Source organism: Algoriphagus aquimarinus, assembly GCF_007997215.1.
Lineage (GTDB): Bacteria > Bacteroidota > Bacteroidia > Cytophagales > Cyclobacteriaceae > Algoriphagus > Algoriphagus aquimarinus_A.
On the sequence record NZ_VORW01000035.1, the window covers coordinates 1 to 17972 of the forward strand.

General features: G+C 41.3%; 17 protein-coding genes and 1 tRNA gene. 3 read left to right on the forward strand and 15 right to left on the reverse strand.

What is annotated here, in order from left to right; translation table 11 throughout:
* Positions 1 to 125: 125 nt before the first annotated feature.
* Together ESV85_RS21710 and ESV85_RS21715 are read right to left on the reverse strand one after the other, a co-directional pair.
* Positions 126 to 776 (reverse strand): hypothetical protein, encoded by a 651-nt coding sequence (locus tag ESV85_RS21710; protein ID WP_146921396.1) that lies wholly within the window; start codon positions 774 to 776, stop codon positions 126 to 128.
* Positions 777 to 833: 57 nt separating this feature from the next.
* Entirely contained in the window at positions 834 to 2201 is a 1368-nt protein-coding gene (locus ESV85_RS21715; protein ID WP_146921398.1) for a tyrosine-type recombinase/integrase, read from the reverse strand.
* A 187-nt stretch (positions 2202 to 2388) separates the two neighbouring features.
* On the opposite strand from ESV85_RS21715, the gene ESV85_RS21720 reads away from it, so the two are divergent.
* Both ESV85_RS21720 and ESV85_RS21725 read left to right on the forward strand, forming a co-directional pair.
* The gene (locus tag ESV85_RS21720; RefSeq protein ID WP_146921400.1) at positions 2389 to 4134 is read left to right on the forward strand and encodes an ABC transporter ATP-binding protein; all 1746 of its coding nucleotides are present in this window, start codon (positions 2389 to 2391) and stop codon (positions 4132 to 4134) included.
* Between the two features lie 156 nt (positions 4135 to 4290).
* A complete protein-coding gene (locus ESV85_RS21725) occupies positions 4291 to 4467 on the forward strand; it encodes a hypothetical protein (RefSeq protein WP_223276083.1) in 177 nt (58 codons plus the stop codon).
* 69 nt (positions 4468 to 4536) lie between these two features.
* On the opposite strand, the gene ESV85_RS21730 is transcribed toward ESV85_RS21725, so the two are convergent.
* The 10 genes from ESV85_RS21730 to ESV85_RS21775 all read right to left on the reverse strand — a co-directional run bounded on the left by ESV85_RS21730 (position 4537) and on the right by ESV85_RS21775 (position 14138).
* The gene (locus ESV85_RS21730; RefSeq protein WP_146921404.1) at positions 4537 to 5226 is read right to left on the reverse strand and encodes an HAD family hydrolase; all 690 of its coding nucleotides are present in this window, start codon (positions 5224 to 5226) and stop codon (positions 4537 to 4539) included.
* A gap of 215 nt (positions 5227 to 5441) precedes the next feature.
* Positions 5442 to 6356 (reverse strand): alpha/beta hydrolase, encoded by a 915-nt coding sequence (locus ESV85_RS21735; protein WP_146921406.1) that lies wholly within the window; start codon positions 6354 to 6356, stop codon positions 5442 to 5444.
* 10 nt (positions 6357 to 6366) lie between these two features.
* Positions 6367 to 6708, reverse strand: a complete 342-nt coding sequence (locus tag ESV85_RS21740) for an L-rhamnose mutarotase (RefSeq protein WP_146921407.1) — start codon at positions 6706 to 6708, stop codon at positions 6367 to 6369.
* Positions 6709 to 6888: 180 nt separating this feature from the next.
* Positions 6889 to 8199, reverse strand: coding sequence for an L-fucose:H+ symporter permease (gene fucP / locus ESV85_RS21745; RefSeq protein ID WP_146921409.1), 1311 nt, complete (start codon positions 8197 to 8199; stop codon positions 6889 to 6891).
* A 7-nt stretch (positions 8200 to 8206) separates the two neighbouring features.
* On the reverse strand, positions 8207 to 8971 hold the full coding sequence (locus tag ESV85_RS21750; RefSeq protein ID WP_146921411.1) for an SDR family oxidoreductase: 765 nt from the start codon (positions 8969 to 8971) through the stop codon (positions 8207 to 8209).
* 614 nt (positions 8972 to 9585) lie between these two features.
* Positions 9586 to 10434 carry an amidohydrolase family protein gene (locus ESV85_RS21755; protein WP_146921412.1) on the reverse strand — a complete coding sequence of 283 codons (849 nt, stop codon included), beginning with the start codon at positions 10432 to 10434 and terminating at the stop codon, positions 9586 to 9588.
* Complete coding sequence (locus ESV85_RS21760; protein ID WP_146921413.1) at positions 10431 to 11291, reverse strand: fumarylacetoacetate hydrolase family protein; 861 nt, start codon at positions 11289 to 11291, stop codon at positions 10431 to 10433. Before ESV85_RS21760 ends, ESV85_RS21755 begins: the two co-directional genes overlap by 4 nt.
* Before the next feature lie 183 nt (positions 11292 to 11474).
* The gene (locus tag ESV85_RS21765; protein ID WP_146921414.1) at positions 11475 to 12233 is read right to left on the reverse strand and encodes an SDR family NAD(P)-dependent oxidoreductase; all 759 of its coding nucleotides are present in this window, start codon (positions 12231 to 12233) and stop codon (positions 11475 to 11477) included.
* Positions 12234 to 12293: 60 nt separating this feature from the next.
* Entirely contained in the window at positions 12294 to 13373 is a 1080-nt protein-coding gene (locus ESV85_RS21770) for a Gfo/Idh/MocA family protein (RefSeq protein WP_146921415.1), read from the reverse strand.
* 33 nt (positions 13374 to 13406) lie between these two features.
* Positions 13407 to 14138: a peptidylprolyl isomerase gene (locus ESV85_RS21775; protein ID WP_317130814.1), complete on the reverse strand. Its 732-nt coding sequence runs from the start codon at positions 14136 to 14138 to the stop codon at positions 13407 to 13409.
* Here ESV85_RS21775 and ESV85_RS21780 point away from each other — a divergent pair.
* On the forward strand, positions 14115 to 15335 hold the full coding sequence (locus ESV85_RS21780; RefSeq protein WP_146921416.1) for a GAF domain-containing sensor histidine kinase: 1221 nt from the start codon (positions 14115 to 14117) through the stop codon (positions 15333 to 15335). The two genes, ESV85_RS21775 and ESV85_RS21780, sit on opposite strands and share 24 nt — an antisense overlap.
* Here the strand turns inward: ESV85_RS21780 and ESV85_RS21785 are convergent.
* From ESV85_RS21785 to ESV85_RS21795, 3 genes are all read right to left on the reverse strand, one after another.
* Positions 15310 to 16464: a 1-acyl-sn-glycerol-3-phosphate acyltransferase gene (locus ESV85_RS21785; RefSeq protein WP_146921417.1), complete on the reverse strand. Its 1155-nt coding sequence runs from the start codon at positions 16462 to 16464 to the stop codon at positions 15310 to 15312. The genes ESV85_RS21780 and ESV85_RS21785 overlap by 26 nt on opposite strands.
* Before the next feature lie 88 nt (positions 16465 to 16552).
* Entirely contained in the window at positions 16553 to 17398 is an 846-nt protein-coding gene (locus ESV85_RS21790) for an alpha/beta hydrolase (RefSeq protein WP_146921418.1), read from the reverse strand.
* Positions 17399 to 17505: 107 nt separating this feature from the next.
* A tRNA-Leu gene (locus ESV85_RS21795) sits at positions 17506 to 17587 on the reverse strand.
* Between the last annotated feature and the right edge of the window lie 385 nt (positions 17588 to 17972).

The window sequence follows — 17972 nt, forward strand, 5'->3', positions numbered from 1 at the left end:
TAAGTATGTTGGACTATTACTCTAAATCAAAGCCTGAGATTCAGTGAACCGCCGTATACGAGACCCGTACGTACGGTGGTGTGAGAGGCGCACCGTGGGCTTATAGCTCACGGCCGTCTACTCGATTAGCTGCTGGGTTTTATTCTTTTTAAATACTTTTTTAGTTCTTCTTCTAATTCTTTGATATCGTTTGAGGAATAGCCAATTGTCCCGCCTTTATCTATTTTCCAAGCTTGGTAGTCATAGTTTTTCCCGTCAAATTCAATTTTTGAGGTACTTGCTCTACCAAAGCACAAGTCAATCGTATCATTTCTGTCTTGAAGACTTAAACCTGCTTTTGTAAACATCTCTGTTTTGGGCAAATCCGAGTTAATTCCCTTCGATGTCAATAGAATTCCATTTTCTGGGATTTCTTTTTCATAAGTCCACGTAAAAAGGTTAACAGGTAGTTCTTCTGACTCTTGTACATCATAGATTGTAACTACAAATTCAAAATCTCTTTGGTCAGGAATTATGTAAGTCTTAGTTCTTTCTTGCCATACAAAACCAAAAAACATGACAGCAATTACTCCAATTTCGATGATAAAAAGTCTCGGATATCGTTTAATTGTCTTTTGTCCAAGGTAGTCGAGCAAAAGTCCAAATACGGCAATCGGAAGAAGATAAAAAAGTCCAAGGAAACCGAATCCCATTGGTCCTGGGAAAATCACACCATAAATCGAGGCTATTATTAATAGTCCACAAATGATATTTATCGGTGTCGGTTTATATTTCATTGTCTTTTTTGCCTTGCAGCTAACGTGTGTGTATACGCAACTAGTTGCGTATATTTTTCATATATCTAACTTGTCCAGTGGACTGATTATTTGATTGAATCCCTTGGTTGTGATATGGGTATATACTTCCGTTGTTTTGGAGTTGCTATGACCTAAAAGACTCTGTATATATCTTAAATCCGTACCATTCTCCAATAAATGCGTGGCGAAACTATGCCTCAGCGTATGTACAGTCACGTGCTTAGTTATTTTTGTTTGACTTAATGCTTTCTTTAATATCTGTTGAATACTGCGATCAGAGTATTGAATAGGCTTAGCCTTAGTACTTCCCATTCCTTCAAAAAGCCAATAATGTGGCCTTTCTTTCTTGAAATATAACCTGAGTAACTCCAGGAGTTTTGTTGAAAGGATGGTGTATCGATCCTTATTCCCTTTAGCATTCTCGATGTGGATCTGCATTCGATCTGAATCTATGGCGTGGATTGGTAGATTAATTAGTTCGCTGATTCTCAATCCTGCTGAGTATATAGTGCTGAGAATTGCTTTGTGTTTAAGATTTTTGATAGTTGATAGAATTTGTTGGATTTCTTCTACACTACACACCGTAGGTAGAGACTGCTCCTGCCTAGGACGCTCTACAAAATACAACTTTCTTTTTCCTCCTAATACTTTCTCAAAGTAAAATTTTATCGCATTGATAGCTTGATTCTGATAGGAGGTAGAAACCTTCCTTTCTGTGACCAAAAATCTAGAGAATTCTGTCACATGATGATCATTCAAGGAGTCTAGGTCTTCTTTCGGAAAATGATTTATAAATTCTTCGAAAAGGGGCACATATGTTTTTACTGTATTGACACTGTAACGTAGCTCAGCCAATTTGTCCAAGTATGTTTTAGGACATGTTTTATAAAAGGCTACATCTTTGGAGCTTAGTTTATCGATTCCTGGTTTCTTTGGAGTTTCGATTTCATAGCTGAATACAAGGTTAAGACGTGTCGCTTCACGTTTGATTTCTTCTAGGAATTGCTCGCTGTAGGGTATAGTCCACCATTTGTTTTTAGTATCCCATCTAGCGTAGGGGATTGTTTTGATATGTTTTATCAGCTCTGGTACAAAACCAAAAATCAATTTGATCCTTTTTGTTGGAGTTTGGACTGCCAAAATTTCATTGTTGCTGATGATGGGTTTTACCGTATTATTTGTTTGGATTGATTCCTCTTTCTGTATCACAGAAATACGATCTCCAAAATAGGAAATCAGCTTTTCTAAGTTTCCCGGGTAATGTGGAAGTTCCCATACAAACAGACTTTGATTCCATCTGGCGTAAGTAATTCCCTTGACAAATCGGATGTCAGCCTCGTTTTTAGGCATTTTCAGCAGGATTTTCCTGCCTGCAACCCGAATTTCTACTGTAGTGGAGTGCATAATTGAAAAAGTAAAAAGTTTCGTATATATCTCTATAGAGCTAATATCCGCAATATTCTGTCATTAGAAAATTCATCCTGTGTTGATTTGTCTTAAGTAGGAGTATCATTGCAGAGCAAATTAACTTCATCCCCTTTTGGAACTGACATACCCAAAATGGGGTTTTCCAATCTTAACAAACTATTTCATGGCTAAGAAAGCAGAGCGCAAAGTGACCATGGGTCAGGTCTTTAAGACGATTATTTGGCCTAGGAGAAAGCACTTATTTTTAGGATTATTTTTGATCGTGATCTCCCGCTTGGCAAGCCTTGTTTTGCCTGGAGCCAGTAAAATATTGATAGATGACGTCATTCCTTCCAATGATTTGACCATGCTCAAGTGGTTGATCGGAGGAGTAGTTTTAGCGATAGTGGTACAGTCGGTCACGTCCTATGCACTGACCCAGATACTTAGCGTGGAAGCTCAAAACCTAATTTCTAAGCTCAGATCTCAGGTTCAGGCACATATCATCAAACTCCCTATTCGCTTCTTCGACAATGCGAAAACGGGTGAGCTGGTTTCTAGAATCATGACCGATGTGGAGGGAGTTCGGAACTTGGTCGGAACAGGGTTCGCACAAATGATCGGAGGGATCTTGACAGCGGTGATCTCGCTATTCCTTTTGATCAGTATCAGTCCTATGATGACGCTTTATGTGCTACTTCCTGTAGTGGTTTTCGGTTTGGTTTCTCTAAAAGCTTTCGGAAGAATACGGCCTATTTTCCGCGAACGTGGCAAAATCAATGCGCAGGTTACCGGTAGATTGACTGAGACACTTGGAGGAATCCGGGTAATCAAGGGTTTCAATGCTGAGCAGCAGGAAATAAACACTTTTGCGAGAGGAGTAGATGAGCTTTTCCAGAATGTAAAAGCAAGTTTGACAGCGACTAGTTTTGTGACATCAGCAGGAGCTTTGCTTTTGGGTTTGGCATCCGCAGGAATCATGGGAATGGGTGGTTATATGATCATGCAAGGAGATATGACCTTTGGAGACTTCCTTGCGTTCACGCTTTACCTAGGTTTTATGATCGCACCTATTGTGCAGATGTCAAACATAGGATCTCAACTTACCGAGGCTTTTGCAGGTCTTGATCGTACAGAGGAAATCATGAATACTCCACTGGAGGCTGATGATCGCACCAGAACTTTGGCTTTAAAGGAGTTCCGAGGAGATATAGTTTTTGACAATGTATCCTTTGCCTACGAGGAAGATAAGGAAGTGATCAAAGGAGTAAGTTTTAACGCGCCGGCAGGTTCGGTAACTGCTTTAGTGGGAACTTCAGGTTCTGGTAAAACTACCATAGCAGGACTTGCAGCTACTTTTTTAAATCCAGATTCGGGTAAAATCACTTTGGATGGAAATGATCTGCAGACCGTGACTTTGGATTCATTTCGCTCTAGACTTGGGGTAGTGCTACAGGATGATTTCCTGTTTGAAGGCACGATCCGAGAGAACATTCTATTCCCAAGACCAGATGCAAGCGAGGAGGATTTGCAGAAATCAGTGGTAGCGGCGCACGTTCAAGAGTTCACGGACCGATTTGAGGATGGTCTGGATACTTTAATCGGAGAAAGAGGAGTGAAGCTCTCCGGCGGACAACGTCAGCGTATAGCGATTGCCAGAGCGATCTTGGCGGACCCGAGAATTTTGATACTTGATGAAGCTACTTCCAATCTGGATACAGAGTCAGAAACTTTGATTCAGGCTAGTTTGAAGGAATTGATGAAAGGCAGGACGACATTTGTGATTGCTCACCGATTGAGCACGATTCGTCAAGCTGATCAGATTTTGGTAGTTGAAAAAGGTAATATCGTAGAGCGGGGTAAGCACGATGAGTTGATTGCCTTGGAAGGAAGATATTATCAGTTGTACACGTACCAGTCGAGGATTTAAAGGGTTGTTGGGTGTCGGGTGCCCGATGCCAGGTGAAGATTGTGGGATAAAGGTGTCCGATGGCTGATTAAAGTCTAGATTTAGAAATCTGAAATCTCATAAAACTTCGGTAGAAAAATAAAATCCTTGTTAAATTGGACTATGGAAATAAGGTTCATGACAAAGGCGGAAAGTAATAAGCTTCGGCAGGAGGAGTTTTTGAAGCTCAGTCCGGCCGAGCGTGTGATGTCATTTTTTGAGCTTTCTAGAAGGATTCTTAAGTTTCCCACCAACGCCACAACCGATTCAAAACAGAATAATTTTGTGTTAAAGAAAAAGGGCGATGGGATTTGAATGGAAGGAAAGCATTGACCAGTTTATTTTTTTAGAGAATCCGAAACCCAAAATCAAAAATCCCAAACTTTACATTCCTTTAATTATTTCCACCACCTGAGAGATGTGCTCAGCTTGGTAGAAATTATCATGCACGACTTCATGTTGTATCATCTCATGCTCCCAGGTCGTATGAAAAGGAATATGGATCGCGTGTCCGCCAAGTTCCAATACTGGAAGTACGTCAGATTTCAGGCTGTTTCCCATCATCAGAAATTCCTCAGGAGCGACGTCTAGATGCTGGACAAGTTTCGCGAAATCAGCGACTTTCTTTTCACTCATGATTTCTATGTGATGGAAATAATGGTCCAAGCCTGACTTCTTTAGCTTTTTCTCCTGATCAACCAAGTCACCCTTGGTGGCCATCACAAGCCGATAATCATCCTTCAACTCAGCTAGTACCTCTTCTACTCCAGGTAGAATTTCTACTGGCTTTTGCATCATTTCATATCCAATCTCCAAGATTTTGTCGATTGCCTTTACAGAAATTTTATGCTCAGAAATCCGTAACGCCGTTTGGATCATCGAGAGCATAAAACCTTTGATGCCGTAACCGTATAAATTAAGGTTTCCGATTTCAGTCAAGTAAAGTTCCTTGATGCTACTATGCCTAGGCATAAAGCCTTCCATTAAGCTAGCAAATTCCTCCTCTGCTTCCCGGAAAAATGGCTCATTCACCCAGAGTGTATCGTCAGCGTCGAAGGCTATTACTTTTATCATTTTCTTCAAATTGTAAGATTTCAAGATTGGAATTACTTGTACGCCGTGGCGGATTGAAAAATTCCGGAGTCAGACTGAGCACTTGAGAGACGAGAGTCTCGAAATCGAAGTCTTAGTACCATTGTTTCTTTATTACCCTTCGACTTCGCTCAGGGTGACAAACTAACTTAGACTTATAACTTCCAACCTTTCCACTTTGCCACTTTCCAACTATCTTATTTCAAATCCTCAAGCCAACCCAACAACACATCTCTCCAGCCATCAACCGGACCTTTTCCTAAGCCAAAACCGAAGCCATGTCCACCTTTGGGATAGATATGTAATGAAGCAGGTACTTTGTGAGCATGGAGAGCTTTATAGTACAGGAAACTGTTTTCGATAGGAACTCCGCCGTCATCTTGCGCATGAACCAAGAATGTTGGAGGTGTTTCTGCAGTCACATTCAGTTCACCTGAGAAGCGATCAATTAGTTCCTGACTGGCATTTTCTCCGATTAGATTTTTTCTGGAACCAGAGTGAGCACTGGCATCTCTAAATGATATTACCGGATAGGCTAGGATAGAGAAATCAGGACGGGCAGAAAGTCTATCGACTGCGTCTTTTGGTCTGTCTACCTCATGGTCATACTGCGTGCTAACTGTAGAAGCTAAGTGTCCACCAGCTGAGAAGCCCATTACGCCAACTCTTGCAGGATCAATTTTCCACTCTTCCGCATGATGTCTGACAAGGCGAACTGCCCGCTGTGCATCAAGCAATGGAACTTCCTTCGCGTCTGTCAAGGATTTGGAATCAGGAAGTCTGTATTTCACTACGATTCCTACAATTCCCTGTGTATTTAGCCACTTGGCAAAGTCTCTTCCTTCCCAATCATAAGCCAAAATATGATATCCACCTCCAGGGAAAATCACGACTGCTTGACCCGTGCGCATTTGCTTACTTGGAAGGAAAACTTCAATCTGAGGGATCTGTACATTTTCTATTCTGATGATTCCTTCTTCAATGGCCTTTTCTTCAAGTCCCATATCTTTTTGAAGTGGAGGATTACCTTCCCAAAGTGGAAGTATAATTTCTTGAGCATTTAGGATCATGCTTATCATGATTAGGCTGAGTAATAAAAAGGGCTTTTTCATAGGGTTTATTTTAGGCATTGAAATCAAAAATCTTATCCATTAACTGCCAGCGCCAATTGTCTGGGGTTCCTGGTAAATTGGTTTGGTATTGACCGAGGAAAGCTTCCCATTCCTGCACTTTTTCGTTGGCATTGTCTAGAGCAGCTTTCTTTTCGAAGGTAAAGTTTTCATCTCCAACCAGTATCATGCTCAATCTGTGACGCCAGCGATAGATGCTCATTTGCACAATACCAGAGTCGTGTAAGCTTTGAATGATTGCAGGAGCAACAGCTTTGTGACATGCTATATAAGCCTGAATAGCTTCCTCATCATCTTTCAGATCACAGAGCAGGACAAAGGTTTGGGTATTCATTTTGGATTTAGGTTTATGCGAAATGTATAATTTGCGGCTCGTATATTATTGTCTTATATAGTTCTTTGTCAACGGTCCACAGACGGTCCACTGCCAGAAGTGCCAAAGACAAGTCTCCTTTTTTTCTATTTAACTTGATGTTTACGACTGTAATTTTCAAATCTTCCAATTTTTCAATCTTCAAATTTTTACCACTTTCTTCACTCTCAGACTAAACAAGAGAACCATTACAAAACAGGCTAATGGAAGAATAAAGGAGAAATTGACCTCAGGAACTCCCAAAATCAGCGTGTCATCGTATGCTACTCCGCCAATATCCATGATCATTCCTTGCAGTGTTGGCATGATAGCACCACCAACTATAGCCATTACAAGATAAGCTGCTGCAAACTTCGAATCCTCACCCAAGCCATCCAGTGCTATCCCGTAAATAGTAGGGAACATCAGGGACATAGCAAAAGAGATTGCTACCAAAGAATAAAGCCCAGTCATTCCCGGAAGGAAAATAGCTCCTGCTGTGAATATAATTGCAAGGACTGAAAAGATGCTGAGCAACTTAGTAGGGGCGATGTAGCGAAGCAAAAATGTACAAACCCAGCGCCCCACTAAAAAGATAACCAATGCGGCATAACCATAATTGACAGCATCAGCATTGGAAATACCAAGTACTTCCGCGTATTGATAGATATAAGTCCAAACCATGATTTGAGCTCCTACATAGAACATCTGTGCGAGAGTGCCTTCAACGAAGTTTCGGTTTTTCAGTAAGCGACTCATGGTAGCTTTGAATTCAACTTTACCTGTCTCCTTGCTTTCTGGCATATTGACCATAGCGATGATTACCAAAATTGCAATAACTACCAATCCTAGCATCACATAAGGATTACGGATTACCAGAAGATCAGCTGTTCGGATTACAGCTTTTGCTGACTCATCCAATGAGGAGAAAATGATAGTTCCATCCGCATCAGTTGCATTCGATTGAAGTGCGTTCAAGATAAACTGCTTGGCGACAAACAAACCCGCCAAAGCACCCATTGGGTTAAAAGCCTGCGCTAAATTCAGTCGCTGGGTTGCTGTGGCCTCAGGCCCCATGGATAAAATGTATGGGTTGGCAGTGGTCTCCAGAAAAGCTAAGCCAAAAGTCAATATATAAAGGGATGCAAGGAAAAAGCCGTAACTCTCCCAAGCTGCTGCGGGATAAAACAGCAAAGCTCCAAATCCGTAAAGACCTAAGCCGAGTAGAATCCCAGTTTTGTAAGAATACTTTTTGATGAAAAAAGCGGCTGGCAATGCCATGGTAAAATAGCCTCCGTAAAAAGCCATTTGCACCCAGGAAGCCTGAGTATTATTCAGTTCGAGTACTCGCTTGAATGCTGCCACCATGGGATTGGTGATGTCATTTGCGAAGCCCCAGAGAGCAAATAGGGACGTGATAAGGATGAATGGAATGATTAATTCCTTTGGGACTAATGCAGGTTTTTGGGTCATGGGTATGTTATAAAGCTCGGTCAAGATGGGTATAGCCGCCATCTACAAATAGATGCTGTCCGGTGATATGTGCGGCTTTGTCGGAAAGTAAGAAGATGGCCATAGCCGCGATTTCCTCCGGAGTAGTCATGCGTTTTCCTAATGGGATTTTAGCGGTGATTGATTCCAGTTTTGCCTTTGGATCGTCAAAGGTGTTGATCCAATTTTCATAAAGAGGAGTATAAACTTCAGCTGGAATGACTGCATTCACGGTGATCTCGTAGGGCAGAAGTTCCACTGCCCACTCACGTGTGAGTGAAAGTTGAGCGCCTTTTGCGGCGGTGTAGCCAGATGTTCCTCCTTGGCCAGTGACAGCAGTTTTACTACTGATATTGACTATGCTTCCCTTTGCTTTTTTCAAATGAGGTAGCGCAAAATGAGCCAAGTGATAGTAATGGTTCAGGTTTTTGGCAACGGATTTCTCAAATGCTTCCGGGCTTCCGTTTTCTAATCCTACACTATCATTTGCACCTGCATTATTCACTAAACCGTCAATTCTACCATATTTCTCAAGCGTGAGTTTGACGGCTTTTTCTGAATCAGCAGCCTCAAAAAGTCGGATTGGGATCTGAAAAGCTTCGCCTAAAGCGAGTATCTGAGCACCTTCTTTTTCGGAAGGATCAATCATCACAGGAATTGCACCTTCGGCAATCAATCCTCTGGAAATTGCCCCACCGATTCCTTTGGCTCCGCCAGATATCAGGATGACTTTATTGGTTAGGTTTAGGTTCATTTTATAATAATTTCTTGTGTTCTAATGTAAACTAAAATGACTCCAGAACAATTGTGTCGCCACTGGCGACACTTTTTGAGGATAGCCAAATAAACTCGTAAACTACATTCGGAGTAGATTTTTCCTTTTCAAATTTGAAATTAATTCTATTCCAATTCTTCTATAAGCTGTGTAGGAAAATTGCTTTTTCCAGTTTGTTCAAGCCCGAAGGGCTGAAATTATTATAGCAATAAGATAAATCTTAATAGGCTAACCCTGAAAGGGTGAAATTATCGCTGTTCATTCTAACAATTCTGTGAATAATATCACCCCCTCGGGGTTTTTGCTTACAAACTAACGAAAAGCTATAATCCTGTCAGCCCTTCAGGCTTTAGTATTTAACTCCATATTTTTTATTCACGGTTTCATAATATAGCTTCAGGCTGTGTTAAATTAGATTAGCATAATAAAATACGATCATCAAATTGTCGTGACAGTGGCACGACAATTTGATGATCTGAAAAAACTACGGCAAACCGAATTAGTATGAGTAGCTTTTTCTTTTTCAAAGTAGAAAATAATTCATTTCCAATTCGTCCCCAGGCTGGGGGCTATTTTATGAAATGAAAATCAAATTACTTTGCCTGCTCAGATTTAGTTGATATCCCGTAAAATCCAGCAGCCGTATTTCCCATGATTGCTTCTTTCTCAGTCTTGGAAAGTCTATCAGTGAATCGCTCAATGACTTCCAAAACCTGCTCGTACTCTCCGGCTATCTTGCACACTGGCCAGTCGCTGCCAAACATCAGCCGCTTTGGCCCAAATAACTCAAGTGCTACATCGAGATAAACTTGTAGCTCTGCTGTAGTCCACTTCTTCCAATCGGCTTCGGTGATCATTCCGGATACTTTACAGAAGATGTAATCACGCTCGGCAAGTGGGGCCATTTCCTTTTTCCACTCTCTCCAAATACCCAATTTGATATTTGGTTTGGCAATATGGTCGATCACAAAGGGTTGCTCGGGAGCTTTTTTTACAAACTGTAAAGCGGCCTCCAATTGATTGTGAAAAATCAGAATATCGTAGGTGTAGCCTCGCTTTCCGATTTTCTTTATGCCACGGATAAACTCCTTTCGGAGCATGTAATCCACATTTTTTGACTGCAGAATCTCGCGATAGCCTTTGAGCTTTTTTTGCGCAGCAAACTGATCCAAATCCTTATCTACATCATCGCTTCCCAAGTCTACCCAGCCCACTACAGCTTTGATCTGCTCATATTCTTCTGCTAAATCCAACAAAAAGGCAGTTTCCCGAAAACTCTCATCAGCCTGAACCGCAACGCAACCGTCGATCTGGTGCTCGGTTAAAATCGGAATGAGGTCATCAGGAAGAAAATCTCGCTGGATCACCTTCATTTCGTCGGTGATCCAGGAGTGTTTATCAGGATTGTATTTCCAAAAGTGCTGGTGTGAATCCAGTCTCATGCTTCAGGGTCGTTGATAGCTGTTTGTTTTGATTCTCCAAGTCCTTCGATACCCAATTCTACCACATCACCTTCTTTCAGGTAAGTAGGAGGGGTCAAGCCAAGTCCAACACCAGCTGGAGTTCCAGTAGAAATCACATCGCCTGGCAATAAAGTCATGTATTGGCTTAGGTGCTCAATGAGTGTAGGGATATCAAAAACCAAGTCAGAAGTGTTGCTGTCCTGAAGCATTTTGCCGTTCAGTTTCAGCCAAAGTCTAAGGTTATGCGGATCTTCAATCTCAGTTTTGGTGACCAAAACTGGCCCAAGTGGAGCAAAGTTATCGGCACTCTTTCCTTTCACCCACTGTCCGCCATGGTGCAATTGGAAATCACGCTCGGATACATCATTGTGTACACAGTATCCAGCTACATAATCCATCGCGTTTTCTTTGCTTACATATTTTGCGCGCTTGCCTATTACCACTGCCAATTCCACTTCCCAGTCAGTTTTCACAGAGTTCTTAGGAATCAAAATATTATCAAATGGTCCGCAAAGGGATGAAGTAGCTTTCATGAAAATGATCGGGACTTCTGGTACAGCCATTCCGGATTCGATGGCGTGCTTACGGTAGTTAAGACCGATACAGACAATTTTGGAAGGTCTGGCGATCGGTGAACCCAATCTGGATCCAGCAGGGATTTCATTCAAGTTCTCCTGATTGGCATCCAGCCATTCTTCAAGTCTGGCAAGTCCATTGTTAGTAAAAAAGTCTTCGTTCCAATCTTCGTTGAAACCTGAGCAGTCTAGGTATTTACCGCTTGCGTCCTGAATACCAGGATGTTCTTTGCCGGCTTCGCCGAATCGTATTAATTTCATATTAGTATCAAGTAGTTAGTATTAAGATGCTAGACTTAAGATGTTAGATTAAAGAGAAATGAGATTAGAGAAAAGAGATTGGAGAATTGAGCCAAGAATCAAGATGTTTTGAGTTACTACTTAAAATGAACTAAATAACTGCGTTGAGCTCGTAAATTGTAAATCGTCTATCTCAAATCAGCCTCACATTTTCAGCCCCAAGAATCCCCCGTCAATAGGGATATTGGTTCCTGTCATAAAGCTTCCAGTGTCTGCACTCACGAAATAGGCGAGTTCAGCAATTTCAGAAGGAGAAGCCATTCTGCCAATCGGCTGAGTTGCGGCTAGTTTTTCAAACATTTCCTTCTCCTGACCTGGATAGTTTTTAGCCAAAAAGCCATCTACAAATGGTGTGTGAACTCTACCTGGAGATAGACAATTGCAACGTATGCCGTCAGCAACATAATCCCGAGCCACACTTAAGGTCATGGACAGCGCAGCTCCTTTGGTCATGCTGTAGGCAAATCGATCAGGGATACCGATCGTAGCAGCCACCGATGCCATATTCAGAATTGAACCGCCGCCATTTTCTTTAAGTTTTGGAAGGGCTGCTTTGATGCAGTTGAACATGCCTTTTACATTTACCTGAAAAACCCTGTCAAAGTCTTCGGTGGAGGTAGTTTCCACTTTTCCCACATGGGAGACTCCAGCATTGTTTATTAGGGTATCGATTTTCCCAGGTATGGATTGGATCAAAGATTCAGACTCTGCTGGATCGGCTACGCTGCCACAGAGAAAGTTGACATCAAAACCTTTGGCTCGCTCATCTTGCACCACTTTTCCCCCTACTTCAGGATTGATATCTATGAAGTAAACTTTAGTTTTTCTGGCTGCAAAAAGCTGAACCATAGCGAGTCCGATTCCGGAAGCTCCGCCTGTAATAAGTACTGTTTTATTTTCCATAATTAAAGCAAAACGGAAGGTAGCACCTGCATTTTTTAGTGCCAAAGAATTTTGTATAGATTAAAATTTAACTGTCTCACCGGTTTTCACTGACTCATCACAGGCAAAAGCAATTTTGAGACTGTTTAGCGCGTCTTCTAAGTGATCGTCCAGATTGATGTTCTCTTGGATTGCTTTTAGAAAATAGCGTTGCTCACGATTGCAAAGTTCCTGATGATCTGGCTCGTCTTTCAGATTTATCCATTCATCCGGCTGGGTAAACTTGTTTTTCGAATCAATTGCAGCATGGTGCACTCGGATAGATTCTGTTTTGGTATGTGAATCCACATTATCGGATTGTCCACTGGCTCCAGCATCCTTAGCTGTGATGGAAACGGAGCCTTTTGGTCCAAAAACATCCTTTACGAAAAAGGCGGTCTCACTTACCATAGGTCCCCAGCCTGCTTCGTACCAACCTACGGAGCCATCTTCGAAGCGAATCTGAAGTTGCCCGTAGTTGTAATTGTCTTCTGAAATGTCGTTTGTGAGTCGGGCGCCAATCGCAGATACTGAGATAGGCTTCGACCTAGTCATCTGGCACATCACATCTATGTAGTGCACGCCACAATCCACAATCGGGCTGAGGCTTTTCATTAGATTTCTGTGTACATCCCACATGTAGCCCTGACTTTGCTGATTGAGATTCATCCGCATCACGAGCGGTTTTCCCAGCTTTTCAGCTTCTTCGATAAATCGGATCCAAGAAGGATGATGTCTCAAAATATAACCTACCACAACTTTTTTCTTAACTTCTTTCGCTTTTGCTATAATCCGTTCGCAGCCAACTATCGTATCTGCAAGAGGCTTTTCAATGAAAATATGGCAACCTGCTTCAAGTGATTTCAGAGCAAATTCTTCATGAGTATCAGGATATGTCGAAATGCAAACTGCATCAGGTTTGGACTTCGCCAAAGCCTCATCGAAATCTGAAAAAAGAGGATAATTGCCTTGAAGTTGTTCGTTTAGTTTGATTTTGGAGTCACCGCGTGAAACGAGACCACATATTTCGAATTCAGGGAAATTGTGATAGGCTGTAGCATGTGCTATTCCCATATTTCCACAGCCAACGACTAAAATTTTGATTGAATTTATTGTACTCATATCGTAATGTGTTTTATCGGATTTATCAGGAGCTTAATTCTTTTGACCAGCCATTGCTTCAAGTTCAGAATGGCTTACTTGAATAACTTGCACCTTCAATGTAATAGGCTTTATTGGTTCATCTATACTGTTGCGTTTGACCCTCACGATTTGCTCTATCACACTCATCCCTTTAATCACATGACCAAAAATCGTATAATCCCCATCTAGTCTATGAAGTCCTGCGGGGTTTTGAACAATATAAAATTGACATCTCGCAGATAATTTTCCTGGATTATCATCCCGGCCAGCACCCACCGCTCCGTAGACATGGGTCAATTCAGGGTGAAATTCAGGTTCGAGTAAATATTCTGGGTCAGTGAATCCTTCCTCTGTATCCGGACATCCGCCTTGTGCGACAAAGTTTGGAATAACACGATTGAAAGTTAGGGAATCCCAATAGCCAGCATTTGCTAATTCGATAAAGCTTTCCTTATGATTAGGCGTTCGTTCATCGAGAGCGATGAGGATGTCTCCGTAAGGTGTAACTATTTGTCCTACAGGCACTGTGGTATTGTCCTGCGCAAAGGTTTTATTTGTATTGAAGAGAAATGAAATGATTATTAGTAAGCATACTGTCAGAATACGCTCAAACGAGTTGGGATTTGCTAAATGCAAGTTAGATGGAATATAAATTGTCATTTCTTTGGATATTAGCTTGAAATAGGGATTGTCACCTACAATAGAATTAAAAGTAGTAAAATGAATCAAATATCTTCTTTTCACGAAAATGAATTAGATAGACTACTGGCACTCAGTAATCTGGGGATCGACTATTATGAGCCGAAGCAAGGACTGAACTATCTTACAGAGCTGGCCGCTAAGATTTGTGGTACCGAAATCTCCCTAGTCAATCTCATTGATTCTTTTACACAGTGGAGTGTTTCTTCCTATGGCATGGATATCTCTCAAATGCCAAGAGAAGAATCCGTTTGTCAATATACCATTCATACTTCTTCTAATGAAGGCCTTGAAGTGAAAGACTTGCGTAATGATGAGCGTTTTAAAAATATGTTCTATGTAAAAGGCTCACCAAATCTCCGCTATTACATGGGGGTTCCGTTGACGTCGCCAGAAGGGTATAATCTCGGAGCCTTGTGTGTAATGGATAGTAACCTGATGCATCTAACTGACGATGTCAAGGAAGTCTTGAGGTTGATTGCAAGACAGATAGTAGACAGGCTAAGGCTAAATAACCTAGTGGCTGACCTCAAGAATAAACTTAAAGAGTCAGAGTTGAATCAAAAGAAATTGGCTCATGATATTCGCGGTCCAATAGGAGGCATACTAGGATTGTCGGATTTAATTCTTGAAGAAGATGAGCTTACAACTCATCAGGAAATCCTGGAATACACGGAAATGATTAAGCAAAGTAGTTTATCATTGCTTGATCTGTCAAAAGACATATTGTCAAAAGAATTTGACGGAAATTCAAATAGAAACCGTGATTTGAGAGAAGGCGAAACAAACCTGGTGAAACTCAAAGAAACAATATTGAAGCTGCTGGCTCCGCAGATCAAAGTAAAACAAATCGACTTTGATGTTCAATTAAATCCAGAGAATCAACTTGAGTCTTTTTCTAAATTATATGTGTTGCAGATTTTGGGGAATTTACTTTCCAACTCTATCAAATTCACTAAAGCTGGAGGTACAATTACTGTTCTAATGAATTTGAAACGAAATGAGTTGGATTTGATACTAGAGCTAAGTGTAGAAGATAATGGAATAGGAATGACAAGTTCTAAAATCCATGAAATCTTAGAAGCTGGGACGTCAACTCATGAAGGAACTCGAGGCGAACAGGGATTCGGCTTAGGGTTGAATTTGGTGAAACAACTTGTAAATCAGCGGAATGGAACCTTGGGAATTGATTCCAAATTAGGTGTAGGTACTAAGTTTACAATTGAGATGAAGGTGAATTAAAACTGAGAGCAGTTTTTTGATTATTCACGGGATTGGCATACATCGCCAGAAAGCTTTTGATCAAAAATTCATTCTTGGTATTGACCTTTTCATTCATTCTTTTTTCGAATGATTTTTTCTCATCCTGAGTATAAAACCCTTCATATTCTTTGTCCCCATAGAGCAAATCATGGGCGATGTAATTACTCGGCCAAAGTTTATAGCCAGCCCAGATTTTTTGGTCTATGCACTCGGCCAGCTTGCTGAGTTTATCAGGTTGGCTAAGTTCCATTTGAGAGATTTCTAGAATTTCCTTGTCCAAAACTCCATTTACCTGTAAATGAATTCTCTTTTTGGTTCCGATGATTCCTCGTAGGAGGTTTAGAAAATCTTCATTTTCTCCCTTTACATATTTTTCATCCCTAGACTTGGCTAGCCATTCTGGCATCTTCAAGACGTCTGTAGGGTCATATTCGTAAGAAATGGAAATTGGTACAACTTTGATTTTCTCAAAATAGCCAAAGCCATTTGATCCTTCTTCCGCTAACGTGAGCATTTTCAGAACTCCACGATGCGTAGCGTCATTTCCATCTTTGGTTCTCCCCTCACGTTGCGCCGTCCATACGGATCGGTTTTCTGTAAGCAGTGATTTTTTGATGTAAGCTGAGGCCATTTGCGAACTTTCCAGCAAAGCTCTTCCCTGAAGACCACGCTTGATAGCAAAGTTTCGATTGAGCTTGGAAAGGGTATGAAGGAAGGGTTTTTGGATCAAATTATCACCAATGGCTGAAGTGGTGAGTACTAAGCCATTTTCATAAAGACATGCATTCAGCAAGGATGTATCGAGGATAATATCTCTATGGTTGGAGATGAATAGGTAAGCGGTGTTGGATTTCAATTGCTCAAAACCACCGGTACTCAATCCTTCAGAGCTTTTCTCCAGCACTTTTTGCACTCCAGGATAAATAAAGTTGACCTGAAAGTCCCTTAACGAGTGGGTGTGAACCATCAGATCTTTCCAATGCTCCCTAGTATCTGTAGGAAATGTGAAACTCATCATTGCCTCCAGCATAGGGTCATCTACAATCTTGCGGATTGCAGCATTGGCTTCTGCGTCATAAAAAGGCCTGATTGAATCAAATTGCGACATAATTATCTTGTGGGTGGTCTGCAAAAAGCAAATTTTAGCTCAGAATTCTAAGCTTATTTACATCTATCAAAGGTAATAACTTTTAAAACTATCTAATAAGGTGCTTGTTTATAAAGAGTAAATGAAAAGGAAGGGCGTTTGTCCAGTAGTCCCAAGTGTGTGATCCCGGTCGCTCAGTGTAGTCGTGTGGAGTGCCATTCTCCAGTAGCATTTGATGCATTTGTCTGTTGGTTTCCAGTAAGAAATCGTCTACACCGCAATCTATTAGTAAGGCAATTCCATTCACTTTCATTTTATCTACCAGCCCCACTGCAGTATAGGTGCTGAAGGGTGCATCATAGTTCAGATCCATACCCAGCATTTCTTGTTGTTGACCTTGACGAAGTTTGCTGAATTCGGCAGGAACTTTCCATAGACGGGTGTCGATATTCATCACACCACTCATGCTAGTAGCCACGCTAAATAAATCAGGATGCTTGGCACTTAGCATGATTGCTCCGTGTCCGCCCATCGATAGGCCTGTGATTGCTCTGGATTCTTTCTTGGCTATTGTCTTGTAGGTTTTATCGATATGAGGAATAAGTTCTGTGGTGATGTAGGTCTCATATTGCACAGAATCCATCACAGGACTATCGAAATAATAGCTCGACGGCCCAACGCCCGGAGTGACAATGATTAAGTTGTATTGCTCAGCCATGCGGTTGACTAGTCCAGGTTCAGTAGTCTTTTGATGCCAATCACTAAAAGCTCCACTTCCTCCATGTAGTAGGTACAGCGTAGCAAATTGCTTGCTGTCATCGTAAGTAGAAGGTGTGGTCACTGCAGCTTTCAGCGTTTTATTCATGGCTTTGCTGAATACCTCTATGGTGTCGACTTTGGCTTGGGCAAAAGCGAAAGAGGGAAGAAGTACTAAAAGGACTAAGAACTTTTTCATGAGTATGGATAAATGGGCATGTTCAAGCTACAAAATAGGGATAATAGCAAGTAATTTGCCAAGGGCTAAAAATAAAAAAGACCTCCCAGTTTCCTGAGAGGTCTTAGTGCGGATAGAGGGACTCGAACCCCCATGCCTCACGGCGCTAGATCCTAAGTCTAGTGCGTCTACCAATTTCGCCACATCCGCTGCTATTTTTAATTGGGATGCAATGTTAGTAATTCTCAGATTGAAATAATATTAAATACCAGCTTAATATGCGGAAAGAAGGGTAAAGAGTATAGAACTGGTTCATTTTCAAGTGCTTTATTTTTCAGGCTGATGTAGGTATTCCGCCATTCTTAAAATTTCTATAGAATTTTCTCCCTGGCTGGAACTTTTGACTTAGCATTGTGATTGAACGTTCATTCAGTCGATAAATCCATGGATAATTTATTAGATAAAAAGCACTACTGTCCGAGAAACGGTTTAAAATTTAGGGGAAGCTTCGTTTGAGAAGCTTCCCCTTTTCTGTATTTTCAGTTTACCACAACCAATAAATACAGCAGATGAAAAATACACATTTCTTCGGACA